The organism is Roseisalinus antarcticus (assembly GCF_900172355.1).
Lineage (GTDB): Bacteria > Pseudomonadota > Alphaproteobacteria > Rhodobacterales > Rhodobacteraceae > Oceanicola > Oceanicola antarcticus_A.
Window position 1 is genome coordinate 55,627 of the sequence record NZ_FWFZ01000014.1, and the last position, 25,702, is coordinate 81,328.

Here is a 25,702-nt window from a genome sequence, read left to right on the forward strand (position 1 = left end):
AAGCGGAGATCGCGTGCCGGTGTGGCGGAATGGTAGACGCAGGGGATTCAAAATCCCCCGATGGTGACATCGTGTCGGTTCGAGTCCGACCACCGGTACCAGCGCAGGACAGGATCGCCCGTTTGCGGTCCGGGGGGCGCGTCGGTTTTCCCCGATCGGCTCGCCCGCGCGACCTCACGCAATTGTAGAGCGTCACGGGGGCCACGTCCGGCCCGATCGGTGCTAGGCTTTCTCCGTCACCCAACTGCGACGCCCCGCCGGCGAGAGGAGAGACCGACATGATCCTGACCCAGACCACGCGCCGCGGCTTTCTGGCCGCAGGCACCGCGTTTGTGGCGACCGGCCTGTCGGGCCTGAGGGTGCCGGCACGGGCCGCGGGGCTTGCGCCGACCGCCTCGATGCGGGGCGGGGCGAACAACTACCGTCCCGGTGCGCCGATCGTGCCCCGCATCGGCGGCGGCGGTTTCTGGATGTCGGGCACCGTGCGGCGGGCCGGCGACGGCGCCCCGCTCGAAGGCCAGCGCATCCAGATCTGGGCGCACACGACCGAAGGCCACGAGCGCGACCCGCACAGCCACGGCGCCACGCTGACCGATGCCGACGGGATCTTTCGCCTCGAGATGCCGCAGATCGTGCCCGCCTTCGGCCAGGCCCATGGCCACCTGGCCTATGACGGCGGCGCGTTCGAGACGGTATTCCTGCGCCCCGTCATGGCGCGCTCGAGCGATACCAGCCTGAGCGCCGACTTCATCCTGCAGCCGGTCTGAGGGCGGGCCGCGCCGGACCATGCCCCGACCGCGCATGATCCTGATCTGGGCGGCCCTCGCCACCGCACTCCTTCTGCCGGTTGGCCTGGCCTTGCGGAGCCCGCTGCTTGCCTGGCGCGATCCGGTCTACGTGGCGGCGGGGCTCGCCGGGATCGTCGGGCTCGCCCTGCTTCTGGTGCAACCCCTTCTGGCGGGCGGCCGTCTGCCCGGCATCTCCGCTTTCGGACAGCGGCGGCTGCATCGGGGGCTGGGCGCCCTGCTGGTCTGCGCCGTGGTCGTTCATGTGGCGGGGCTGTGGCTGACCAGCCCGCCGGATGTGATCGACGCGCTGCTCTTCGCCTCGCCCACGCCGTTCTCGGCCTGGGGTGTCATCGCCATGTGGGCGGTGCTCGCCTCGGCGCTGCTGGCCGCCCTGCGGCGGCAGCTGCGCCTGCGCCCGAGGCTCTGGCGCCGGGCGCATCGTTTGCTGGCCGCCGTGATCGTCGCGGGCACCGTGGTCCACGCGTTGCTGATCGAGGGCACGATGGAGCCGATCTCCAAGGTCGTCCTCTGCGTCCTGGCCGTCGCGGCGGCCGGTCGGGCGATGATACCCCGACCGGCCCGCTAGGCGGCGCGGGCTTAGCCTTTGCCGGTGTTGACGCCGAACACCCGGTAGAGCGGACACATCCCCACCACAGAGGTCACCGCGAAGATCGCGGCGATCAGCAGCGCCAGCCAATGCACGACCCCGGCCGCCCCGAACCCGGTGCCGAATGCGACGTAGAGCAGGATGAGCGCGACGACGATCCGCGCACCCCGGTCGAGTGGTCCCATGTTCCGGTTCATGACGATCTCCTTGCTGTGGTGATGGGTTCTGGGTGACGCCCCCGGCGCCGGATACGCGTCCGCGGCGGGGGTAATGCAATGATACACCCCAACCGGTCAGGGCGACTTGATCGAGGTCAGTGTTTCCCGATCCATCCTGGCCATGCGCCGGGCACGCAGGTGCCAGCTGCGCCCGTGTCCGGGGACCGCACCGGTCCGGCGCCAGCGACCCGGCAAACGAAGTCGTTCAAATGCGGCGCTTTTACAGTCAGTTGGTAACGTTCGGCCCCTATGGTCCGAGGCGCACGCGGCCGGGACCTTGTCCGGGTGTCTGAATGCATTGCCGCGCCGATCCGGTAGCCCGCTCCGCGACCGGTCCGGCGCCGGCGACGAACGCAACGAACAGGGGCTGTCATGTCCGTTTCAGAGGGTCGGAGATCTAGGATTGGCTCCCCGGACGGCGCCCGGGGGGCGCACGACAGGTGTGCGGGCCCGGGTGCCGGCGGGGCCTGCCGCGGCTTCGCGAATGGGCCGCGATCGACCCGCCCGGTCGGCGAAATCGGACGCCATCGGCGCGAAAATCCCCGCCACGCGGTCGGCAATGATTCGCGCACCGCCACGCGATTCGTCGCCAATACCGCCGCGGTCGCCATAATTGACGCCAAATCTTCAACACTTCTTAATCATAGTGCAGGGCGGCCCGGGCCCGTTCTGGACCCAGCCACCTCTGGTCGCACTGTCCCTGGTCTGGAAACAAAGAGGGGGGTGCCCCCGGGGAAAGCACCGCAAGCCCCGGGGCCCGAGGCGCTTTTCCCGCAATTTCCCGACGATTTATCCGACAAATCCCATCAAATTCGAAGATTGGTGGTTAAGGCCCGTCAACCATTGTTCAGGGATCGGTGCAGGCCCGGCCGCCCGAATGCAGCTGAAATGCAGCGCTCGGCGGGCCGGAACCGGCGCCGGGCGCGATCTATTTCTTTGAGCCGTCATCACAAGGGCCTACAAGAACGGTGCCCGACTGGGGGGCATGTGGCCGCGGGGGGCGGCCGAGCCGGCACTGAAGCGTGAAGGCTCATCATATGGTGTCTGCGTGGTGACTGAATCCGCCGCACATCCGAAACCGGTCCGATCGAAATGTCGGGTCGGTGACCGCCGGGCCGCGGCCCGGAGATTTTTGCCTGGCGTCCATGAGGCCGCCTTGGATTTGGAACGACGCACTTGCCGGGCCACGCGCCGGAAAACGGAGACTTGAAATGACGGATGTCACGCTGAATTTCGAAGGGTTCGCCAGGGGAACTGTCATCGACGATGAATATGCGGACAAGGGCGTCCACATTTCCTCCATCGTCGACGGCAAGGTGAACGATTCCCACAGTCCGGCGATGGTGTTCGACTCCAGCCAGCCCACCGGCGGCGACTGGGATCTGAAGACACCGAACCTCGGCAAGGTCCTGATCGTGTCCGAGGACGGCGACAGCCACGATCCCGACGACGAGGCCTGCGGCGGGACCCTCCGGTTCGACTTCGACGAGCCGGTCGCCATGGATTGCATCACCCTCCTCGATGTCGAGGAAGGGGCCCGGGTGAACATGTACGACGAGGACGGCAACCTGCTCAATTCCGTGCATGTCTCCACCTTGAACAACGGCCAGAAGGTCGTCGACCTGGGCGACACCGAGAACGTCGCGCGGATGGATGTGGTGTTCAGCGGCTCCGGTGCGCTGGACAACGTCAAGTACACCATCCCCGAGCCGGCCGACGACTGCACCTATGATGGCACCGTCGAGGGCACCGATGGCGACGACGTCATCGACGCCGCCTACGATGGCGACCCCGAATGCGACAAGGTCGACAACGACGACGCGCTGCCCGCAGGCGGCGACGAGGATCTGATCGTGGCCGGCAAGGGCGACGACACCGTTGTCGCCGGTGCCGCGGACGACGTGGTCTACGGCGGCGAAGGCAACGACGACCTGAAGGGCGGCGATGGCAACGACACGATCTACGGCGACAAGGATCTCGGCTCCAGCGGCAAGGTCCGCGAGAGCTTCGAGTGGGACAAGCTGCCCGACCCCAGCGGTGACGGCTCTGCCATAGACGATGGCGACCGGATCACCCATGCGACCCAGAACACCGGCACCGTGAACGTCACCTTCGACAAGGTCTATGCGACACACGGCACGGACAACGAATTCGCGACCGAAGAGCAAGACGTCTCGGACATCGACGACGGCCCCGAGACGATCACCGCCACCAGCGGCTTCAGCTCCGATTTCAGCGATGTGAAGGACGGCCGCGCGACCTATGACCTGAAGTTCGACGAGGAGGTCCACAACGTCGACTTCCGGATCAACGACATCGACGGGTCGGGCACGATCAAGGTCACCGCCTTCGACGCCGACGGCAACGAGGTCGATGTCGACCTGACCAAGGGCGCCGGCCTCAAGGCGATCGACAGCAACACCGTGCAGACCGCCCATTTCGGCCAGTACGCCGAGGAAGACGCCGAGGAGTTCTCGGTCCTGGTGCAGGTCGACGGTCCGGTCTCCAAGATCGTGATCGAGCACAGCGAGGGCCATTACAACTCCGGCGTCTGGATCACCGATGTCTACTTCGACGCGGTCACCGACGTGGCCCCGGTCGACGGCATGGGCAATGACACGATCGACGGTGGCGACGGCGACGACGTCATGTACGGCGAGGGCGGCGACGACCGCATCATCGGCGGCAAGGGCGACGACACCGCCTATGGCGGCGACGGCAACGACATCCTCGACGACGAGGCGGGCACCGCCCTCGATAACCCCGGCAACGACGAGTATTACGGCGGCGACGGCGACGACAAGATCTACACCGGCTTCGAGGACGACACCGCCTATGGCGGCGCCGGCAACGACATCGTGGCGGGCGAGGGCGGCAACGACGAAATCTACGGCGACGACGGCGACGACACCCTGCGCGGCGGCACCGGCGACGACGAGATGTACGGCGGCGCGGGCAATGACCGGCTGAATGGCGGCCTCGACAGCGACAGCATCTACGGCGGCGCCGGCGACGACGAGATCGAGGGCGGAGTCGGCCCCGACTACCTCGAGGGCGGTGCCGACCAGGACACCTTCATCGGCGGCAATGACGGCGACGTGGTCGACGGCGGCACCGACGGCGTGGACAACGACATCCTCGACCTGACCGACCGCGGCCCGTTCAAGGTCGTGGACGAGACCGTCGACGCGGACGGCGATTCCACCTCCGGCACGGTCCTGTTCCTGGACAACAAGGGAGAGCCCGACGGCACCAGCCTGAAATTCACCGAGATCGAGAAGATCCTCGGCGATCGGGTCGCCGACAACGACGACCCCGACGCGGTGGATGACACGGCCAATGTCGCCTTCAACGGCTCTGTCACGATCCCGGTCCTGGACAACGATTCCGACCCCGACGGCGACCCGCTGACGGTCATCGAGGCGAGCTCGCCCGACGGCACGGTCGAGATCAACGACGGCAAGACCATCACCTTCACCCCCAACCCGGGCGTCGAGGGGCCGGCCGAGATCAGCTACACGATTTCGGACGGCGACGGCGGCACCGACAGCGCGACCGTCACCGTGACCGTGCGTGACGGCACGGTCGAGGGCACCGCTGGCGACGACGAGATCGACGGCGGGTATTTCGGCGATCCGGACGGCGACGTCGTCGACGGCAACGACGCCATCCTGCCCGACGACACCGGCAACGACGACCTGATCCTGGGCTTCGGCGGCGACGACGAGATCTATGCCGGCGACGGCAATGACGAGGCGCGCGGCGGCGACGGCGAGGATGCGGTCTATGGCGGCGACGGCGATGACAAGGTCTTCGGCGGCGACGACAACGACCTGGTCCATGGCGATGCCGGAAACGACACCGTCGACGGCGGCCTGGGCGACGATTACGTCCGCGGCGGCACCGGCGACGACACGCTGCAGGGCGGCGCGGGCGACGACCTGCTCGACGGCGGCGACGACGACGACAGCATCGTCGGCGGTGAGGGCAGCGACTCCGTCCTCGGCGGCGAGGGCAACGACGTCATCAACGCGGGCAACCACGTCGATCCGGCGCTGGACACGGGCTTCCCGTCCTACCTCGGGTTCCCGCCCGTGGCACCGGATGCCGATCCGACCAACGACCTCGACACCGTCGATGGCGGCGCCGGCGATGACATCATCAGCACCGGCGACGACAACGACAGCATCCTCGGCGGCACCGGCAACGACTTCATCGACGCGGGCATCGACGACGACATCGTCGACGGCGGCGAGGGCGACGACACCATCATCGGCGGAGAGGGTGAAGACATCCTGACCGCGGGCGACGGCGACGACCTGGTCTATGGCGGGCTCGACAACGACACGCTCGACCTGATCGACGACACCGGCAACCCGGCGCTCGACGATCCGCTGCCCGACAACAACACCGACACGATCTACGGCGGCGCCGGCAACGACAGCCTTTATGGCCGCGACGACGACGACGAGATCTACGGCGGCACCGGCGACGATTTCCTCGACGGCGGCATCGACGAGGATTACCTCGACGGCGGCGACGGCGACGACACGATCGAGGGCGGCCAGGGCAACGACCGGATCATCGGCGGCGAGGGCAACGACCTTGCCTATGGCGGCGACGGCGACGACATCATGGATGACGAAGCCGGCACCAAGGCCGACAACCCGGGCGATGACGAGTATTACGGCGGCGCCGGCAACGACAAGATCTACACCGGATTCGACGACGACACGCTCTATGGCGGCGACGGCGATGACATCGCGGCGGGCGAGGGCGGCAATGACGTCATCCACGGCGATGACGGCGATGACGACTTGCGCGGCGGCAGCGGCACCGACACGCTCTACGGTGGCGAAGGCGACGACAAGCTGGCCGACGGCTTCGACGACGACGAGGTCTATGGCGGCGACGGCAACGACGAATTCGTCAACGGCCAGGGCGCGGACATGCTCGATGGTGGCTTCGGCGACGACGTGTTCAACGGCGGCCAGACCGGCGACCAGGTGATCGGCGGCGAGGATCCGGACGACAAGGACATGGACGTGCTCGACCTGACCGGGTCTGACGTGGACTACATCGACTACGACGACGCCGGTGTCGGCGGCGGCGCGGGCGATGCCGAATCGGGCCGGGTCTACTTCCTCGACGGCACGACGATGACCTTCGAGGAGATCGAGCGCGTCATCCCCTGCTTTACCCCCGGCACCACCATCGCCACCCCGCGGGGCGAGGTGTTGGTGGAGGACCTGCGCGTCGGTGACCGGATCGTCACCCGCGACAACGGCCTGCAGGAAATCCGTTGGCTGGGCCAGAAGGTCATGCGCGGCACCGATCTGGTGAAGAACGCGCATCTGAAGCCGGTGCTGATCAAGGCCGGCAGCCTCGGCGGCGGTCTTCCCGAGCGGGACATGCTCGTCAGCCCGAACCACCGCCTACTGGTGGCCAACGACAAGACCCAGCTCTTCTTCGACGAGAGCGAGGTCCTGGCTTCGGCAAAGCACCTGGTCGGCGCACCTGGGATCCATCAGGTGGACGTGATGTCGACGACCTACATCCACTTCATGTTCGACCAGCACGAGGTGGTCCTGTCCAACGGCGCCTGGACCGAAAGCTTCCAGCCCGGCGACTGGACGCTGAAGGGGATCGACAACAGCCAGCGGCAGGAGATCTTCACGCTCTTCCCCGAACTGCGTGATCGCGAGGGCCTCGACAGCTACACTGCGGCGCGGAAGTCGCTGAAGCGCCACGAAGCCCGCCTGCTGACCGAGTAGGCCGCATTGTCCGGCCGGTGCGCCCCGCGCGCCGGCCGGCCCCCTGCAATCTCCCCGACAGGGGCCGGGCCCGCCACATTGTGTGCGGGCCCGTTGCGTTTTGCGCCCGACCCGCTGGGGGGCGCGACCCTGCAGGGCTTGCCCACCAGGATGTCGGGGCGGTTTCGCGGGGGCTTGGCGAAAATCGATTCGGTTTGCACGGGCTCCGCCACGTTTCTGCCGCGCCGCGCCCCCAATACCCTGACGCCCCGGCGACAATCCTTGCCGCCCCCCGGGAACTGGTGCCGGGACGGCGCCGGAATGGGGCAAAACTTGGCAAATCGGGCGAAATTGAGACATATCGTTCCTGTCGCTCACCGGTTCCGGCCGGTCCCGAACGTCGAAGGAACCTGCCATGACCGCACATTTCACGAAGCCTGTCGCGATCGACGCGGACCCTGCCCGGGGCTGCGGCGAGATGAGCTTTGCCGCGGGCACCTATATCGCCACCACCCGCGGCGAGATCGCGATCGAGGCGCTGACGGTCGGCCAGCGGGTGCTGACCCGCGACAATGGCCTGCAGAAGGTGCTCTGGGTCGGGACCGTCGAGGTCGCCCTGACCCGCGCCGAGGATACCCCCGTGCGTATTCGCGCCGGCGCCCTGGGCGCGGGCCTGCCCCAAAGCGACCTGATCGTCGCGCCGGCTCACCGGGTGCTGGTCTTCGGGGCCATCGCGCAAGAGATGTTCGGCTGCTCCGAGGCCTTCGTGACCGCCGCGAACCTGACCTTCCTGCCCGGGATCGCGCGACTCCCGGCCGCCACCATGACCTATCACCAGGTCCTTTTCGCCCGGCACGAGGTAATCCTGTCGAACGGCGCCTGGACCGAAAGCCTGCAGCCCGCCCCGCAGGACGCGGGCGAGGGGTTGGCCGCACTCTTTCCCGCGCTGGCCGAAATCGGCGGGCCCGCCGTCTCGGCCCGGCCCGTTGTCAGGCCGCGCCTCTAGGGCGTTGAAATTCCGGAATATGCAGCCCAGTCAGCGGGCGTGTCGATATCCCGGCACGCCCGTTGGCCTTTCAGGGGGACCAGCGTCACCGCCCCCTGGTGCGCCTTGATGACGGGGGCGGCGCCGACGTCGCCGACCAGGGTTGCGAATTCCGGCAACAGCCGCGCATCGAAGAGCACCGGGTGGCCCGGCACGCCGGCCTCGGTCGCGCCGCGCAGGATCGGGGTATCGGGGCGCTTGGCCGCGAGGATGCGCTCGATATCCGCGGCCTCGATATCGGGCATGTCCGGCAACAGGACCAGCAGATCGCGCCCGCTGGCCCGGGCGACCTCGGCCCCGTGGCGCAGCGAGCCCGACATCCCCGCCCGCGCCTCGGGGATGATCCGGGTCTGCAGCGCGGGGCTGGCGAGGGCCGCCAGTGCCGAGATCCGGGCGGGCCGGTCGGGGGGCAGCGTCACGAGCACCTCCGCCCCGGTGGCCAGCGCGGTCCGGGTCTGACGGACCAGCATCGGGGTGCCGTCGATCTCCAGCATCAGCTTGTCGCGCCCCTCCATCCGGCGGGCGGCCCCGGCGGCCGGGATCAGGATCAGCGTGCGCATCTAGCCCCGCATCCGCGCGCCGTCGGGATCGAAGAGCGGCGTGGTGATCAGCCGGGCAGGGCGGCGGGCGCCCAGGATCTCTATCTCGACCTCCAGCCCCTCCCGCGCCCGGTCCCGTGGCACGAACCCTTGCGCGATGGATTTCCCGGCCCAGTGCGAATAGCCGCCCGAGGTGCAGAAGCCGGCCACGCGGCCATCCAGAAAGATCGGCTCGTAGGCGACGACATCGGCATCCTCCGCGGCGACCTCGAAGGCGGCGAGGACGCGGGGCGGTGGGGCCGCCCGTTCGGCCTCTGCCGCGGTGCGCCCGATGAAATCGACGTTCTTCTTCCACGCGATGAAGCGATCCATCCCGGTCTCGGCGGCAGTGTAATCGGGCGAGAATTCGCGCAGCCAGGCGCCGAAGAACCGGTCCAGCCGCAGCGACATCATCGCCCGCATGCCGAACGGCACGATCCCTGTCGGCGCACCGGCTTTCCACAGGGTTTTCCACAGGGTGCGCTGGTCCATCGGGTCGCAGTAGATCTCGAACCCCAGGTCGCCGGTATAGCTGACACGCTGCACCAGGCAGGCGGTCTGGCCGATGGTCATGGGGCGGACGTCAAGAAACCGCAGATCGACCGGGTCGCGGGTGCAGGCCGACAGCAAATCGCGCGCCCGGGGGCCTGCGATCTGAAAGCCGGTGCGGCTGTCCGAGACGTTTTCGACCTTGCAGTCCGGGCCCGGGTGATGCTCGAACCAGCGGCGGTGGATGTCCTGCGCGCCGTAGGACGCGGTCAGGTAGAATTCGGTCTCCGTCAGGCAGGAGACGGTGAAATCGCCCATCAGCCGCCCCGACGGCGCCAGCATCGGCGTCAGCGACAACCGCCCCGGCTGCGGGATGCGCCCGGCCATGATCCGGTCGAGCCAGGCCCGCGCACCGCCCCCCGTCACCCGGAACTTGCCGAAGTTGTGCACCTCGTTGATGCCGACGCCCTCGCGCACGCCGCGTACCTCGCGGGCGGTGGCGTCCCAGGCGTTGGAGCGGCGGAAGGACGGCGCCTCGAACCGCGGCGCGTCGCCCTTGGCGAAGTAGTTCGGCACCTCGAGCCCGTATTGATGCCCCCAGACCGCGCCCATGCCGTCGAAGATGTCATACATCGGCGTCGTGCGGTTGGGCCGGGCGGCGGGCAGCTCCTCGTTGGGGTAGGTGACGGAAAAGCGGCGCTGGTAATTCTCTATGACCTTGGGCCGGGTGTAGCCGGCGTTGATCCACGGCCCGTAGCGCGCCACGTCGAGGCCGGAGACATCGCGCTCCGGCTCGCCCTCGATCATCCATTGCGCCAGCACCAGCCCCACGCCGCCGCCCTGGCTGAACCCGGCCATGACGCCGCAGGCCGACCAGAAGCCGGGCACGCCGGGCACCGGGCCGACCAGCGGGTTGCCGTCAGGGGCGAAGGTGAAGGGGCCGTGGATCACCGATTTGATCCCGGCACGCTCCAGCACCGGAAAGCGGCGATAGGCGAACTCGATGGACTCCTCGATCTTGTCGAAATCGTCGGGCAGCAGCTCGTGTCCGAAATCCCAAGGCGTGCCGTCCACCGCCCAGGGCCGGGCCTTCTGCTCGTAGAACCCGATGCAGAGCCCGCGCCCCTCCTGCCGCAGGTAGCTTTCGCCGCCGGGGTCCATGACGTGGGGATGCTCGCTGTCGCGCTGATAGATCTCGGGGATGGGTTCGGTCACCAGGTATTGATGCTCCATTGGGTGGAGCGGGGCATAGACTCCGGCCATCGCGGCCACCTCGCGGGCCCAGAGCCCGGCGGCGTTGACCACGTGTTCGGCGTGAATTTCGCCCTTGTCGGTGATCACGTCCCAGGTGCCGTCGCGGCGGGGGCGCAGCGCCTCCACCCTGGTGTGCAGCACGATCCCGGCCCCGCCCATCCGCGCGGCCTTCGCATAGGCCTGGGTGGTGCCGGAGGGATCGAGATGCCCGTCCAGCGGATCGTAGAGCGCGCCCTGGATGCCCTCCAGATTGACGATCGGCGCAATTTTGGCGATCTCCTCGGGGCCGACGATCTCTGTCTCCAGGCCCATGTAGCGATGCTTGGCGCGCTCGGCCACGAGCATGTCGAAGCGGTCGCGATTGTCCGCGAGCGTCAGCCCGCCCACGTGGTGCAGCCCGCAGGACAGCCCCGTCAGCTCCTCCAGCTCGCGGTAAAGCCGGATCGTGTAGCCCTGAAGCGCGGCCATGTTGGTGTCGCCGTTCAGCGTGTGAAAGCCCCCCGCCGCGTGCCAGGTGGAGCCCGAGGTCAGCTCCGACCGCTCGATCAGCATCACGTCGGACCAGCCCAGCCGCGTCAGGTGATAAAGCACCGAGGCGCCGACGACGCCGCCCCCGATGACCGCGACGCGGGTGGTGGATTGCATTGAATTCGCTCCCTGCTCCGGATTACGCTGTCACATTGGAACATGTCGGCCGGCCCGGTCATGCCGTTCGCGACATGCAACCCCCCCGAAGACGACCTGTCAATGTGATGGGCAACATCATGGGGCGCCCGGCGCGGCACCCGGAAAGGACCCGATGCCGTTGATTTCCCGGCTTGTCCCGCTGTGGCGCAAGGCCCTGATGCTGTGGCGGACGCTCGCCGTGCGGGTCTGCATGATGGGGGCGCTGGCGCTGCTGGCGCTGGCCCTGACACAGGTGGTCGAGCCGTTGCTGCCGACCGAGGTGCGCGACCGCGTCAGCGTCGCCTCGGCGGACCGGCTGCTGGTGATCATGGCCAACGCGATGCTGGCGGCGACGATCTTTTCCCTGACCGTCATGGTCAGCGTGAACCGGTCGGCCGCGTCGCAATGGACGCCGCGCGTGCACCGGCTGATCATGAACGACCCCACCACGCTGAACACGCTGGCCACCTTCATCGGTGCCTATGTCTATGCGCTGACGGCGATAGTGCTGCAGGAGGTGGGCCTGTTCTCGGACCAGGGCGGGCTGGTCCTGTTCTCGCTGACGGTCGCGGTGATGGTGCTGGTGGTGTTCATGCTGATCCGCTGGACCCTGCACCTGACGACCTACGGCAGTCTCACCGACACCGCCCACCAGGTGGAACAGATCACGACCCAGAAGCTGGCAGCGCGGCTGCGCCAGCCCTGCATGGGCGCGCGGGCGCTGCACGAGGCGCCGCCCGATGAGGCCCGCGCCGTGGCGTCCAAGCAGAGCGGATATGTCTGCACCCTGCACCCCGAGGCGCTGGACGCCGCCGCCGAGGAGGCGGGCGCCGAGGTCTGGCTGATCGCCCCGCCCGGCACCTTCGTCCACCTCGGAGAGCCGCTGGCCCGGGTCCGGGGCGGGGACGAGGCGATGGAGGACGCCGTGCGCCGCAACATCGACTTCGGCGACGTGCGGATCTACGATCAGGACCCGCGGCTCGGCCTGATCGTGCTGGGCGAGATCGGCTCCAAGGCGCTGTCGCCGGGGGTGAACGACCCCGGCACGGCGATCGACATGATCGCGCGGCTCGCCCGGATCCTGGGCGAATGGCGCACCGAACTGGGCGACGGCTCGACGTCCGAGCCGATCTACCGCAACCTCTACCTGCCGCCGCTCTCGCCCGCCGACCTGCTGGAGGACGGCTATAACGCGATGGCACGCGACGGGGCGGGGCTGATCGAAGTGCAGGAACGGCTGCAGAAAGTGCTGCGCGGGCTGATGACGCACCCCGACGACAGCCTCGCCCGCGCGGCCCGGGCCCAGGCGGCGCTGGCCTATGCGCGGTCGCGCTCCGTCATGGACTTCGAGCATGACCGCAAGCGCCTGCGCCACGCCGCCGATGACGCGGTCGTGCGGGCCGTCGAAGGGGCGGAAACGGGACCGGGGCCCGGGCCCAGCTAGGGCAGGGGCATCGCCTCGACGGCCCGCAGCACCATCGCCAGCGCGTGATCCACGGTCCGGCCGCGCACGGCGGCCCGGCCCAGCGGGCCGAACTCGACGGTTTCGCAGATCGTCCCCGCAGCCGTGGCCAGGCCGAAACAGACCCGTCCCTCGGGCTTGTGCTCGCTGCCGCCGGGACCCGCGATGCCGGTGACCGAGACGGCGACCGCCGCGTCCGAGCGTTCCAGAGCGCCGCCGGCCATCTCGCGGGCGACCGCCTCGGACACGGCGCCATGGGCTTCGAGGGTCTCGGCCCGCACCCCCAGCATCGCCGTCTTGGCCGCGTTGGAATAGGTCACGAACCCCCGGTCGAAGATCGCCGAAGAACCCGCCTCGTCGGTGATCCGGCCCGCGATCAGCCCGCCGGTGCAGCTCTCTGCCGTCGCGATCAGCACGGCGCGGCGGGAGGCGGCCGCCAGCAGTGCGCTCACAGGATCACCGGCAGATGCGCGATCGCGGCCACCACGACCACACCGAGTGCGGCGAAGGCCCCCGCGATCATGTCGTCCAGCATCACCCCCATGGGCCCGTGCATCCGGTCCGCGCGGCCCACGAGCCAGGGCTTCCAGATGTCGAACAGCCGAAACAGCGCGAAGGCCGCCAGCCAGCCGGGCCAGAGCGCGGTGACGCTCGCCCCCACGGACCAGGCGCCGAAGACGACGGGCAGGAGCGCGGTCAACTGACCCGCGACCTCGTCGATGACGATATGGCCAGGGTCGCTGTCAGGGCTGTCGCGCGTCTCCTCCCGCGTGGCCCAGAGCCCGGCGCCGAAGGCCAGCACTACGGCCAGCAGAACGAGGAACGGCCCGCCCAGCAGGGAGAGCACGAGCGCCAGCGGCAGGGCGGCGAGCGATCCCCAGGTGCCCGGGGCCGGTTTCAGGTGGCCCACGTAGAAGAAGGTGGCGATCAGATGGCTCATGGCGCCACCAGCGTCACGGTGGCAAGCGCCGCGATCCCCTCTTCGCGGCCGGCAAAGCCCAACCGCTCGGACGTGGTGGCCTTGACGCTGACGCGGTCGGGGGCAAGCCCCATGATCCCGGCGAGGCTGGCGATCATCCCCGGCGCGTGGGGGCCGATCTTGGGCCGCTCGCAGATCAGCGTCAGGTCTACGTTCGAGATCGCGTAGCCCCGCCCGGCGGCGAGGCCCACGGCATGGCTCAGGAAGATATGGCTCTCCGCGCCCTTCCATTGCGGATCGGTGGGCGGGAAATGCCGGCCGATGTCGCCAGCGCCAAGTGCGCCGTAGACCGCGTCGGTGACCGCGTGCAGCCCCACGTCCGCGTCGGAATGGCCCTGAAGCCCGCGCGAATGGGGCAGGGCGACCCCGCAGAGCATCACGTGGTCGCCATCCCCGAATCGATGCACGTCGAACCCGTTGCCGGTCCGGATATCCATGGCGCCTCCCAGTCGTCGCTCGGCCCGGGCGAAATCCTCGGGGCCGGTGATCTTGAAGTTGTCTTCGTCGCCCGGAACGATGGCGACGTCCAGCCCCGCCGCACGGGCCACCTCCACGTCATCCGCCGCGCCCTCGGCCGCGGTCCGGTGGGCGGCGAGGATCGGCGCGAAGCGGAAGCCCTGGGGCGTCTGCGCCCGGAACAGCCCCTCGCGGGCCCTTGTGCCGGTGACCCGGCCCTCGGCGCCGGTCCAGAGCGCGTCTGTCACCGCGAGGGCCGGGGCTGCCCCGTCGCTGCTTTCCAGGGCCGCGCAGATTCGGCTGACGAGGGCGGGGCTGACCAGCGGCCGCGCCGCATCGTGGATCAGCACGAGATCCGGCGGATCGTCCGCCAGCGCCTCCAGCCCGGCGCGGACGCTGGCCTGCCGCGTGGCGCCGCCGGCCACGGTCACGACCCCTGCAAGGGGATTTTGGTCATCCGCCTGCACCACAACGACAATCCGGTCCAGCCCGGCGGCGCGAAAGGCGGCGATCGTGTGGTCTATCACCCGGGCCCCGGCCAGCGGACGCCATTGTTTCGGCAGGGCGCCTCCGGCCCGAACCCCTCGGCCCGCGGCCACGATAAGAGCAGCTGTTGTCATGCAAACCTCATAGGCCCCGCCGCGCCACCGTGCAATTCCCGCCATGTCGTCGCGCTAATCGCACAATTTTTAGGCACAATGTTCTGTTGCAGCTCATTCCGGTCGGCAAGCGTTGTGGTCGCACCCAACGCCCGTTAGCAATTGAGGTCAACGCACAATGTTTTGGCACATGACCGACAACTCAGCATCCCCCCACGCGATCACCCTGGGCAGCCTGACGCTGAGCCCGCCGGTGGCGCTCGCACCGCTGGCGGGGATCACCGACCTGCCGTTCCGCAGGCTGGTCGCGGGGTTCGGCGCGGGCTGGGTCGTGTCGGAAATGGTTGCGAGCCAGGAGATGGTACAGGGCCACCTTGGCATCCGCGCCAAGGCCGAGCTCGGCTTCGGCGAGGCCCGCACCGCGGTCCAGATCGCCGGGCGCGAGGCGCATTGGATGGCCGAGGCGGCCCGGATCGCCGAAGCCCGGGGGGCGCAGATCATCGACATCAACATGGGCTGCCCGGCCAAGAAGGTCACCAGCGGCTATTCCGGATCGGCGCTGATGCGCGAGCCCGATCACGCCCTGTCGCTGATCGAGGCCGTGGTAGGCGCGGTGTCGGTGCCGGTGACGCTCAAGACCCGGCTGGGCTGGGACGACAGCTCGCTGAATGCAGCCATGATCGCCCGGCGGGCCGAAGCGGCCGGGGTCCGCATGGTGACGATCCACGGGCGCACACGGTGCCAGTTCTACAAGGGCCGGGCCGATTGGGCCGCGATCCGGGCCGTCACCCGGGCGGTGTCGATCCCGGTCATCGCCAATGGCGACATCCACAGCGCCGCCAGCGCGGCGGAGGCGCTGCGCCTGTCGGGGGCCCGCGGCGTCATGGTCGGCCGCGCCGCGCAGGGCCGCCCCTGGCGGATCGCCGAGATCGCCCATGCCATCCACGGCGCCCCGGCCCCTGCCATTCCGATGGGCGGAGCGTTGCAGGACATGATTTCAGGACATTATGAGGCGATGCTCGCCTTCTACGGCCGCGAACTGGGCTTGCGCGTCGCCCGCAAGCACCTGGGCTGGTACATGGATCACGCGGGGACAGAGCGGCCGGTCCGCCAACAGATCCTGCGGTCCGGGTCACCGGCCGAAGTGCTGCGCCTGCTTCGCGCCGCCCTCGAACGGAAGGCCGTCGCCGCATGAGCATCGTCGACCCGAACTTGTGGAATTCCCTGCCGGTGCCCGCGCTGCTGCTGGGCCCCGACGACACCATCGTCGACAGCAATCCGGCGGCGGAGCTGTTCCTGAACCTCTCGGCCAAGACCATCGCCGGTGCGCCGATCTGGGACAAGGTGATGATCGACGCCGCCATCGAGGAACCCTACGCCAGGGCCAGGGCGCGGCACACGTCGCTTTTCGTCAACGACGTGGACGTCGGCAGCGGCGAGCGCCCGCCGATGCAATGCAACATCCAGTTCGCCCCGCTCGAAGGCGTCGACGGTCACATGCTGATGATGATCTCTCCGCGCGAACTGGCCAGCCGGGTCACGCTGAACGCCGCCTCCGGCAAGGCCGCCCGCGCCGCGATCGGCATGTCCGAGATGCTGGCCCACGAGATCAAGAACCCGCTCGCCGGCATCACCGGCGCGGCCCAGCTTCTGTCCATGGGCCTGTCGAACGGAGATCTGGAGCTGACCGATCTGATCGTCGCCGAGAGCCGCCGCATCGTCCAGTTGCTCGAACAGGTCGAGCAATTCGGCAACCTGCGCCCGCCGCAGTCGAAATCGGTCAACCTGCACGACCTTCTGGACCGCGCCCGCCAGTCGGCGAGCATCGGCTTCGGCGCACACATGACCTACCTGGAGGATTACGACCCCTCGCTGCCGCCCACATGGGCGGATGCGGACCAGCTGCTTCAGGTCCTGCTGAACCTGCTCAAGAACGCCAGCGAGGCGGGCAAGGACGGCGGCATCATCCGCCTGCACACCTTCTACGAGCCCTCCTTGCGGGTGCGCAACAAGCTGGGCGAGCAGGTGCGCCTGCCGCTGCAGGTCGAAATCATCGACGACGGCCCGGGCTTGCCCGCCGACATCGCGGCCGAGATCTTCGAGCCCTTCGTGTCGGGCCGCGAGAACGGCACCGGGCTGGGGCTGGCGCTCGTCTCAAAGATCATCGCGGCCAACGGAGGCTGGATTTCGGTCGACAGCATTCCCGGCCGCACCGTTTTCAGGCTGTCCTTGCCGCTCGTGCCCAAGGATGCCCAAGACACCGGAGAAGACTGACTATGGACGGAACAGTTCTCGTCGCGGACGACGACCGCACCATCCGGACCGTGCTGACCCAGGCGCTGACGCGCGCGGGCTGCAAGGTGCATGCCACATCCTCCCTCGTGACGCTGATGCGCTGGGTGGACGAGGGCAAGGGGGACCTGGTGATCTCGGATGTGATCATGCCCGACGGCAACGGGCTGGATCAGCTGCCGCTCATTTCCGAGAAACGACCCGGCCTGCCGGTCATCGTGATCTCAGCGCAGAACACGATCATGACCGCGATCCAGGCGGCCGAGGCCGAGGCCTATGACTACCTGCCGAAGCCCTTCGATCTGCCGGACCTGATGAAACGCGCGGGCCGCGCGCTCGAGGTCAAGCGCCGTGCCCTGCCGCCCCGCGCCCAATCGGCCGACGGGCAGGAGGGCGACCTGCCGCTGGTGGGGCGCACCCCCGCGATGCAGGCGCTCTACCGGCTGGTGGCGCGGGTGATGAACACCCAGCTTCCGGTGCTGATCTCGGGCGAGAGCGGGACCGGAAAATCCCTGATCGCGCGGGCGATCCACGATTTCTCCGACCGCCGGACCTTGCCGTTCGTGGTGGCCAATGCGGCCGATCTCGACGGGGCGGACGGCCCCGCCGCGCTGTTGTCGCGGGCCAAGGGCGGCAGCCTGGTGTTCGACGAGGTCGGCGATTTCCCCGATGCCTCCCAGGCGCGGATCGTGCGGATGCTCGACGCCCTGGGCGAGCAGGGGCCCCGCATCATGTCGACCAGCCAGGTCGACCTGATGGGCCGGATGGAGGGGGGCGAATTCCGCGAGGACCTCTATTACCGCCTCGGCGGCGTGACCCTGACCGTGCCGTCGCTGCGTGAACGGGTGGACGACATCCCGCTGCTGGCCGAGCATTTCCTGACCCGGTCCGAGCGCGAGGGCGCCCCTGTCCGCCGGCTCAACGGGCAGGCACTGGAGCTTGTGCGCACCTATTCCTGGCCCGGCAACGTGCGGCAGCTGGAAAATGCGATCCGGCGGCTGGTCTTCACCGCGACCGAGGACGAGGTCACCCGGTCGGAGGTCGAGCATGTGCTCGGCAACCAGCCCGCGATGGAGCCCCTGCGCGGCGTCGGCGAGGGCGAGAAGCTCTCCGCCTCGGTCGCCAAGCACCTGCGCCGATATTTCGACCTGCACGGCGGGGTTTTGCCGCCGCCGGGGCTCTATCGGCGCATTCTGAAGGAGGTCGAGCTGCCCCTGATCGAAATCGCGCTGGACGCAACCGGCGGAAATCAGGCCAAATGTGCCGACTTGCTCGGCATCAACCGCAATACCTTGAGAAAAAAGATCACGGACCTCGATATCCGCGTGACTCGCCGCCGCAAGTTGATGTAAAACGGCCACAGAACCGTGGCGGTTGTGACATGTCACAATAAGACCACGGGCAATGGCGGTGGGGCAACAGGTTTGCCCCGTTTGACGGGACAGGCACGTGCGACGATCCCTCATGGATCTCAAACTCGGTCGGCTGAGCCGATGGCGCCGCAGGCGCCGCGTGCGCAACGCGGCGACCCTGGGGCTGGTGGTGCTGGGGCCGGTGCTGGCGCTCGCCACGGTGTCCATCGTCGGACCGCTGGAGCAATCCGCCTCGGCGCCGGCCCTGCGGCTGATCCTGACGGCCGACCTGGTCTATGTCCTCGTCGTTGCCTCGCTGGTGGCACAGCGCGTTCTGGGCATGGTCGCCGCGCGGCGGGCGAAATCCGCGGGCTCGCGGCTTCACCTGCGGCTGACCGGGGTCTTCGCCCTGCTGGCGCTGATCCCGACGGTGCTGGTGGCGGTCTTTGCCATCCTGACCCTGAACATCGGGCTGGAGGGCTGGTTTTCCGACCGGGTCCGCAACGTGGTCGGCTCGTCGCTGGCCGCGGCCCAGGCCTATGAAGAGGAGCACCGGCAGGAATTGTCCCGCGACGGCCAGGCCCTGGCGCGGTATCTCAACAACGAACGGCAACAGACCTTCTTCATGTCGCCGGGCGAAATCCGGCAGGCGCTGGGGCGGGTGCAGCCGCAGATCGAACGCGGCCTGACCGAAGCCTTCGTGATCGACAGCGAGGCCGCGATCGTGGCCCGCGGTGCGCGATCCTATCTCTTCGACTACGAACAGCCCTCGCCGGCGGCGATCGAAGAGGCAGTGGCCGAGGGCATCGCCATAATCGAGGACTGGGATTCCAACGAGTTTCGCGCCCTGATCCCGCTGGAGGCCTTCGTCGACCGGTTTCTCTATGTCAGCCGCGAGGTCGACGGCTCGATCCTGTCGCTGCTGGACGAGACGCAAGAGACCGTCGCCCTCTATCAGCAGCTGGAGCAGGACCGCGGGCGGTTGCTGTTCGAGTTCGGGCTGATCTACCTCGGCTTCGCGGTGATCCTGATCCTTGCGGCGATCTGGCTGGGCCTGTGGTTCGCCGAGCGTCTGTCGCGCCCGGTCGGACGGCTCGTCGGCGCCTCGCAACGTGTCGGGGCCGGCGACCTGGATGTCCGCGTCCGCGAAGAGAAGGGCGATGACGAGATCGCGCTTTTGGGGCGCCATTTCAACCGGATGACAGCCGAACTTAAGGCACAGCGTGAAGAGCTGCTGAAGCGCACCCACCAGATCGAGCTGCGCCGCCGCCTGTTCGATTCCGTGCTGACCTCGATCACCTCCGGTGTGGTCGGGCTCAACGCGAAGGGCCGGGTGACCTTCGTCAATCCGTCGGCCAAGCGGCTTCTGGACGTGGACGAGACCACGGAAGATGCCGCGATCTCGGTCGCCATTCCGGAATTTGCCACTCTTTACGACCGCTTGCGCCGCGCCCCCCGCACCCTTGTACAGGAACAGGTGAACCTGGTGCGCGGCGGCAAGCAGGAGAGCCTGCTTGTGCGCATGTCGCCACGGCGCGGGGACACCGGTAAGGTCGAGGGCTATGTGGTGGCCTTCGACGACGTGACCGACCTGGTCAGCGCCCAGCGGATGGCCGCCTGGGGCGATGTCGCCCGCCGGATCGCGCACGAGATCAAGAACCCGCTGACCCCGATCAAGCTCTCGGCGGAGCGGATCAAGCGCAAGTTCGGTCCCAAGCTGCCGGACGAGGCCGATGATCTGGCACAGATGACGGACGTGATCGTCCGCCAGACCAATGACTTGAAGCGCATTGTTGACGAGTTCTCGAAGTTCGCTCGGATGCCCGAGCCCCAGCGCACCCATGCCGATCTGACCGGCCTGGTGCGCGATGCGGTGACCTTGCAGGAAGCGGGCCTGCCCGACCTGACCCTGGTCAGCGACCTGCCCGATGCGGCGATCATCGCCCAGGTGGATGCGACGATGATCAGCCAGGCCCTGACCAACCTCATCAAGAACGCGGGAGAGGCCATTGAAACCTATATCGAAACCGGCGCAGATTTGGTCCCCGAAATCCGGGTCGCGATGACCTGGTCGGACAACGAGGCGCAGATCACGATCGCCGATAACGGGATCGGCCTGCCCGAAGATCGCGCGCGGCTGTTCGAGCCCTATGTGACCACCCGAGAGAAGGGCACCGGGCTGGGCCTGCCGATCGTGAAGAAGATCATCGAAGAGCACGGCGGCAAGCTCGCGCTCACCGATGCGGACCCGTTCGATGACACCGGTCATCGCGGGGCCATGGCCGTGATTACCTTGCCGACGGCACCGGCTGCGGTGCTCGCGGCGACAAAAGAAGCAGTTTGAAGAGGTACGTAATGGGCGACATTCTGATCACCGACGACGAACGCGACATCCGTGAACTGATCGCGGAGATCCTGCACGACGAGGGGTATTCGACCCGTCTGGCCGGCACCACCGACCAGTGCATGGCCGAAATCGCCAAGGAACCGCCCTCCCTTATGATCCTCGATATCTGGTTGAAGGACGGCAACATGGACGGGATCAACATCCTGACCAATGTCAAGCGCGACCATCCCGACATCCCGATCGTGATCATCTCGGGGCATGGCAACATCGAGATCGCGGTCGCGGCGATCAAGCAGGGCGCCTATGACTTCATAGAGAAACCGTTCAATATCGACCAGTTGATGGTGGTGATCCGGCGCGCGATGGAAACCTCGCGCCTGCGTCGCGAAAACCTCGAGCTGAAACGCGGCGAGCAGGGCACCACGGAACTGCTCGGCGACAGCGCCTCGTTCCGGGCGCTGAAGTCGCAGCTCGACAAGGTCACGAAATCGAAAGGCCGGGTGATGCTGACCGGGCCGGCGGGCGCGGGCAAGGAGGTTGCCGCGCGCTACATCCACGCCAAGTCGGCCCGCGCACAGGGGCCCTTCGTCAGCGTCAACTCCGCCTCGATCGAGCCGGAGCGGATGGAAGAGGTGCTCTTCGGGCGCGAAAGCGCCGAGCGGGGCATCGAACGCGGCATGCTTGAAGAGGCGAGCGGTGGCGTTCTCTATTTCGACGAGGTGGCCGACATGCCGCCGGGCACCCAGTCCAAGATCCTGCGCGTGCTGGTCGATCAGCGGTTCCAGCGGGTCGGTGGAAACGAGAAGGTCCAAGTGGACATTCGGGTTATTTCAAGCACGAACAGGGACTTGCAGGCCGAAATTCAGGCCGGTCGATTCCGGCAGGAGCTGTTTCTCCGGCTGAACGTGGTGCCGATCTCGGTGCCGTCGCTGGAAGAACGGCGCGAGGATATTCCCCTGCTGGCCGAGCATTTCCTGCGGATGTTCAACCGCACCCAGGGCCTGCCGCTGCGGATGCTGGCGGATGACGCCCGCGCTTTGCTGCAGACCATGGTCTGGCCGGGCAATGTCCGCCAGCTGCGCAACGTGATCGAGCGGGTGCTGATCCTCGGCGAAGGCAGCGGCGAGATTTCCGCGCGAGAGCTGCCCTCCACCGAAGAGCGCATGGGCGCCGAGGAAGACCGCGTCGTCCTGTCTGGCGGGCTTGCCACCCTGCCGCTGCGCGAGGCCCGCGAGCTGTTCGAGCGTGAATACCTGCTGACCCAGATCAACCGCTTCGGCGGCAACATCAGCCGCACCGCGGCTTTCGTCGGGATGGAACGCTCCGCCCTGCACCGCAAGCTGAAGTCGCTTGGCGTGGTCACCTCGAACAAGGCCGGCGCCCGGGTCGCCCATATCGAGGGCTGACCCGGCCCCTCAGTCGGGGTCGCTGTCGCGGCGGATCTGCATGGTGATCAGCAGGGCCGTGGTCGACATCAGGAACGTGCCGCCGGCCAGCGGGATCGCCGTGCCGTTGAACAGCAGGCCCACGGGCACCGCCAGCATCACCGCGCCCACGGTCGCCGTCGCGGTGACCACCGAGGCCGCGAGGCCGGCGATATGGCCCATCGGCTCCAGCGCCAGGGCGTTCAGGTTGCCGATGCACATGCCGGCCTGGAAGAACAGGCTCGTCGTCCAGATCAGGAACAGCGCAAACTCCAGGGTCGGCGGCAGGTGAAACAGCAGGACCGCCACCATGATCAGCGAAAGGATCATCTGCGCCGTGAACATGCCCTTCACCATGGCCCGCATACCCAACCGCACCACGAGCCGCGCATTGACCACGTTGGACGACGCCGCGAGGACCGCGATCCCGCCGAACCACAGGTGGAACGTGTCGCCGCGGCCATAGGTCTCGTCGAAGATCTGCTGGGTCGAGGACAGCATCCCGAACAGCATCCCGAAGACCAGCGTCTGGACCAGCGTCGACAGCCGCGACGTCGGGTGGGCCCAGACCTCGCGCACCGCATGGGCCAGGTCGCGCGGGCTGAGCGTGCGCCGACGCTCGGGCAGCAGCGTCTCGGGCTGGCGCAGGCCGAGCCAGATCGCCGCGATGACGGCGAACAGGATGAACGCCCCGAAGATGCTGCGCCAGCCGAAGGCGCTGATCACCACGTAGCCCATGGTCGGCGCGAGCGCGGGGACGAGCGTGAAGACCATCATCACGAAGGACATGGTCCGCGCCATCTGCCGCCCGCTGTAGAGGTCGCGGATCAGCGCCATGGACACCACCCGCGGCCCGGCGGCGCCGAGGCCCTGGATCACCCGGGCGGCGAGCATCAGCTCCAGCGTCGGCGCGGCCCAGGCCAGCAACGCCCCCGCCACATAGAGCGCGACCCCGCCCAGCAGCACCGGCTTGCGGCCGAACCGGTCCGACAGCGGCCCGGTAAACAGGGTGCCCGCGCCCATGCCCAGCACGAAGCTGGTGAGGATCAGCTGGGCGCGGTTGACGAAATCCGGGCTCAGTTCTTCGCCGATCTTGGGCAGGGCGGGCAGCATCGCGTCGATCGAGAAGGCCACCGTCGCCGCCAGCATCGCCACCAGCGCGATGAACTCGGGTTCGGCAAGCCGTTTCGGGGCCGGGGACGGCGTCGCCAGCGTGGGGGGGATTTCGGTCATGTCGCAGAGGTGTCCTGCGCCATGATCTCGGTGATGACCTTGGCCCAGAGGTCGGGAGGCTGCGCACCCGGCACCGCGTGCTGGTTGGCCACGATGAAGGTCGGCACACCGGTCACCCCCATCTCGCGGCTGTGCGCGTCGCGGCGCAGGATGTCGTCGGTATCGGACTCGGTGGCCAGCAGCCGCAGCACCACGCCCGCGTCCATGCCGGCACCGTCGGCGACATCGGCCAGGACCTCGGCATCGCCGATATCGCGGCCCTCGCGGAAATAGGCCTCGAACAGGCGCTGGACCACGAAGCTCTGCCGGCCCTCGATCCCCGCCCAGTGGATCAGCCGGTGCGCGTCGACGGTCGAGGGCGTCCGGGTGATCCTGGCGAAGTCGATGTCGAGGCCGGCCTCGCGCGCGGCCTCCGAGATCCGGCCGTAAACCTCGTCGACGCCAGCGGGCCCGCCGAATTTCGCCTCCAGGTAGGCGCGGCGGTCCATGCCGGCGGGCGGCATCTCGGGGTTGAGCTGGAACGGGTGCCACTCGATCTCGAACGGGTTGCCGGCGGTCTCCAGCGCCCGGTCGAGATAGGTCTTGCCGATGTAGCACCACGGGCAGACCGGGTCCGAAATGATATCAAGTTTGACCATGGTCGGCCTCCCATTCGGTGCGCAGCTTGCGGCGCAACAGCTTGTTGTTGGCGCCACGGGGCAGGGCGCCCACGTGGACAAAGAGCCGGGGCGCCTTGTAGCGCGCAAGATGCGCCGCGGCATGGTCCGCCAGCGCCGCGTCGGCGGCCGGCATCCCGGTGTAGAACAGAGCGATGACGCTGGCGTCGGCCTTCACGCGCAGCTCACAGGCCGCGGCTTCGGCGATGGCGGGATGCGTCTGCATCGCGGCCTCGACCTCGAGCGGCGAGACGCGAAAGCCGCCGGCGTTCATCATGTCGTCGTTGCGCCCGTCGTAGAGGATCGCGCCGTCGGGCGCCAGTCGGCCCATGTCGCCGGTCAGGAACCAGTCACCGTCGAAGCGGGCTGCGGTTTCCTCGGGGGCGTCGAGATAGCCCAGCATCAGGCCGGGATCGTCCCGGTGCACGGCGATGACGCCGGGCGCCTCCGCGGGGCAGACCGGCCCGTCAAGGCGCAGGCTCACCCGGCGTCCTTCCTGCGGATAGCCGATGGCATGGGGCGGGGCCGGGTGCGCCGGGCTGCCCGAGATGAAGGTGGAGCATTCGGACATGCCGAACGCCTCGTGCACCTCGGTTCCGGTCGCCTCTCTCCAGCTTTGGCGCAGGGTTTCGGGCATCTTCTCGCCGGCCGCGAGGCCGTGGCGCAGTTTCGGCAGCGCCGGCAGGGGAGACTTGAGGAGTTGGCGGTAAATACCGGGTGCCGCAGCGAAAATGCTGGCGTCATGGCGCTTCATCAAAAGCGGCAGGGCCGCCACCCCGGTGCCTGGCGCGGGGATCAGCGCGGTCGCCCCGATCGTCCATGGATCAAGCAGCCCGGTGCCCAGCGTGAAGGTCCAGTTGAACGCCCCCGCGTGCATCATCCGATCCTCGGCCGTCATCCCTTACCAACCCTGCCACATGCTGCGCCGGGCCCAGATCGCCCGGTGCGCATGGACCACCCCCCGCGCCACGCCAGAGGTGCCGGAGGTGAAGACGATATAGCCGGGCCGGTTCGGGTCACCCATGTGCCAGGGCGCCGGGTCGAGCGCGTGCATTTCCCTGAGAGCCCTGACCGGCAGGACCGGGCCGCCGCCGGGCCGCGCGATGTCCGGCGCGGCGATGGTCAGCGCGGGTTGGAGGGCCTCGGCGAGCCGCGTCATCTCGGGGCCGGTCAGCTGTGCAGAGGTCGGCACGGGCACCAGCCCCGCCGCGATGGCGCCGAGGAAGGTCAGCGGAAAGTCGGCGGTATCGCCGAGCCGCAGCAGCACCCTGTCCCCGGGGGCCAGCCCCTCTGCCAGCAGGCCCGCCGCCACGCCGCGCACCGCGCCGGTCAGGCGCCCATAGCTCCAGCGTTCCGCCCGGGACGGGCCGAGCACGGCCAGCGCGATCTTGTCGGGCGTGGCGGCACCTGCGGCCAGCACGTATCGGGCGAGGTTGAACGGAGCGGGACAAGGCGGCAGCATCGCGGATCGGGCTACCCCCGGACCCGCAGAGTTGCAAGCTTG

At 68.4% G+C, this 25,702-nt stretch carries 18 protein-coding genes, 1 tRNA gene and 1 pseudogene; 11 read left to right on the plus strand and 9 right to left on the minus strand.

What is annotated here, in order from left to right:
- Positions 1–15: 15 nt before the first annotated feature.
- The 3 genes from ROA7023_RS13660 to ROA7023_RS13670 all read left to right on the plus strand — a co-directional run bounded on the left by ROA7023_RS13660 (position 16) and on the right by ROA7023_RS13670 (position 1,374).
- A tRNA-Leu gene (locus ROA7023_RS13660) sits at positions 16–101 on the plus strand.
- A gap of 177 nt (positions 102–278) precedes the next feature.
- Entirely contained in the window at positions 279–767 is a 489-nt protein-coding gene (locus ROA7023_RS13665) for a peptidase associated/transthyretin-like domain-containing protein (protein WP_085879598.1), read from the plus strand.
- Positions 768–801: 34 nt separating this feature from the next.
- Positions 802–1,374: a ferric reductase-like transmembrane domain-containing protein gene (locus ROA7023_RS13670; protein ID WP_234992218.1), complete on the plus strand. Its 573-nt coding sequence runs from the start codon at positions 802–804 to the stop codon at positions 1,372–1,374.
- Between the two features lie 11 nt (positions 1,375–1,385).
- On the opposite strand, the gene ROA7023_RS13675 is transcribed toward ROA7023_RS13670, so the two are convergent.
- Complete coding sequence (locus ROA7023_RS13675; RefSeq protein ID WP_085879600.1) at positions 1,386–1,592, minus strand: YgaP family membrane protein; 207 nt, start codon at positions 1,590–1,592, stop codon at positions 1,386–1,388.
- A 1,232-nt stretch (positions 1,593–2,824) separates the two neighbouring features.
- Here ROA7023_RS13675 and ROA7023_RS25485 point away from each other — a divergent pair.
- Together ROA7023_RS25485 and ROA7023_RS13685 are read left to right on the plus strand one after the other, a co-directional pair.
- Positions 2,825–7,387 (plus strand): Hint domain-containing protein, encoded by a 4,563-nt coding sequence (locus ROA7023_RS25485; RefSeq protein WP_159458511.1) that lies wholly within the window; start codon positions 2,825–2,827, stop codon positions 7,385–7,387.
- A 394-nt stretch (positions 7,388–7,781) separates the two neighbouring features.
- A complete protein-coding gene (locus ROA7023_RS13685; protein WP_085879601.1) occupies positions 7,782–8,372 on the plus strand; it encodes a Hint domain-containing protein in 591 nt (196 codons plus the stop codon).
- Here the strand turns inward: ROA7023_RS13685 and ROA7023_RS13690 are convergent.
- Positions 8,369–8,971, minus strand: coding sequence for a nucleotidyltransferase family protein (locus ROA7023_RS13690; protein ID WP_085879602.1), 603 nt, complete (start codon positions 8,969–8,971; stop codon positions 8,369–8,371). The two genes, ROA7023_RS13685 and ROA7023_RS13690, sit on opposite strands and share 4 nt — an antisense overlap.
- Positions 8,972–11,377: a GcvT family protein gene (locus tag ROA7023_RS13695; protein WP_085879603.1), complete on the minus strand. Its 2,406-nt coding sequence runs from the start codon at positions 11,375–11,377 to the stop codon at positions 8,972–8,974. It abuts the gene before it with no gap.
- A gap of 154 nt (positions 11,378–11,531) precedes the next feature.
- Between ROA7023_RS13695 and ROA7023_RS13700 the strand changes: the two genes are divergently transcribed.
- Positions 11,532–12,842, plus strand: a complete 1,311-nt coding sequence (locus ROA7023_RS13700) for a DUF2254 domain-containing protein (RefSeq protein ID WP_085879604.1) — start codon at positions 11,532–11,534, stop codon at positions 12,840–12,842.
- Here ROA7023_RS13700 and ROA7023_RS13705 read toward each other — a convergent pair.
- Genes ROA7023_RS13705 through ROA7023_RS13715 form a run of 3 tightly spaced genes read right to left on the minus strand, consistent with a single transcriptional unit; the run spans position 12,839 to position 14,915 of the window.
- Complete coding sequence (locus ROA7023_RS13705; RefSeq protein WP_085879605.1) at positions 12,839–13,312, minus strand: CinA family protein; 474 nt, start codon at positions 13,310–13,312, stop codon at positions 12,839–12,841. The genes ROA7023_RS13700 and ROA7023_RS13705 overlap by 4 nt on opposite strands.
- Complete coding sequence (locus ROA7023_RS13710; protein ID WP_085879606.1) at positions 13,309–13,800, minus strand: phosphatidylglycerophosphatase A family protein; 492 nt, start codon at positions 13,798–13,800, stop codon at positions 13,309–13,311. Before ROA7023_RS13710 ends, ROA7023_RS13705 begins: the two co-directional genes overlap by 4 nt.
- Positions 13,797–14,915: a bifunctional 2-C-methyl-D-erythritol 4-phosphate cytidylyltransferase/2-C-methyl-D-erythritol 2,4-cyclodiphosphate synthase gene (locus ROA7023_RS13715; RefSeq protein WP_085879607.1), complete on the minus strand. Its 1,119-nt coding sequence runs from the start codon at positions 14,913–14,915 to the stop codon at positions 13,797–13,799. Before ROA7023_RS13715 ends, ROA7023_RS13710 begins: the two co-directional genes overlap by 4 nt.
- A gap of 169 nt (positions 14,916–15,084) precedes the next feature.
- On the opposite strand from ROA7023_RS13715, the gene dusB reads away from it, so the two are divergent.
- The 5 genes from dusB (at position 15,085) to ntrX (ending at position 22,291) form a co-directional block, all read left to right on the plus strand.
- A complete protein-coding gene (gene dusB / locus ROA7023_RS13720; RefSeq protein ID WP_085879634.1) occupies positions 15,085–16,089 on the plus strand; it encodes a tRNA dihydrouridine synthase DusB in 1,005 nt (334 codons plus the stop codon).
- Entirely contained in the window at positions 16,086–17,168 is a 1,083-nt protein-coding gene (locus ROA7023_RS13725; protein ID WP_085879608.1) for a two-component system sensor histidine kinase NtrB, read from the plus strand. Before dusB ends, ROA7023_RS13725 begins: the two co-directional genes overlap by 4 nt.
- Before the next feature lie 2 nt (positions 17,169–17,170).
- Complete coding sequence (locus tag ROA7023_RS13730) at positions 17,171–18,538, plus strand: response regulator (RefSeq protein WP_085879609.1); 1,368 nt, start codon at positions 17,171–17,173, stop codon at positions 18,536–18,538.
- 112 nt (positions 18,539–18,650) lie between these two features.
- On the plus strand, positions 18,651–20,882 hold the full coding sequence (locus ROA7023_RS13735) for a sensor histidine kinase NtrY-like (RefSeq protein ID WP_085879610.1): 2,232 nt from the start codon (positions 18,651–18,653) through the stop codon (positions 20,880–20,882).
- A gap of 11 nt (positions 20,883–20,893) precedes the next feature.
- Positions 20,894–22,291, plus strand: coding sequence for a nitrogen assimilation response regulator NtrX (ntrX, locus tag ROA7023_RS13740; protein WP_085879611.1), 1,398 nt, complete (start codon positions 20,894–20,896; stop codon positions 22,289–22,291).
- A gap of 9 nt (positions 22,292–22,300) precedes the next feature.
- Here the strand turns inward: ntrX and ROA7023_RS13745 are convergent, their stop codons facing one another.
- The 3 genes and pseudogenes from ROA7023_RS13745 to ROA7023_RS13755 all read right to left on the minus strand — a co-directional run bounded on the left by ROA7023_RS13745 (position 22,301) and on the right by ROA7023_RS13755 (position 25,660).
- On the minus strand, positions 22,301–23,542 hold the full coding sequence (locus tag ROA7023_RS13745; protein ID WP_085879612.1) for a multidrug effflux MFS transporter: 1,242 nt from the start codon (positions 23,540–23,542) through the stop codon (positions 22,301–22,303).
- A complete protein-coding gene (locus tag ROA7023_RS13750) occupies positions 23,539–24,180 on the minus strand; it encodes a DsbA family oxidoreductase (protein ID WP_085879613.1) in 642 nt (213 codons plus the stop codon). Before ROA7023_RS13750 ends, ROA7023_RS13745 begins: the two co-directional genes overlap by 4 nt.
- Positions 24,167–25,660 (minus strand): annotated as a pseudogene (locus tag ROA7023_RS13755) (class I adenylate-forming enzyme family protein). Before ROA7023_RS13755 ends, ROA7023_RS13750 begins: the two are co-directional and overlap by 14 nt.
- Positions 25,661–25,702 lie beyond the last annotated feature (42 nt).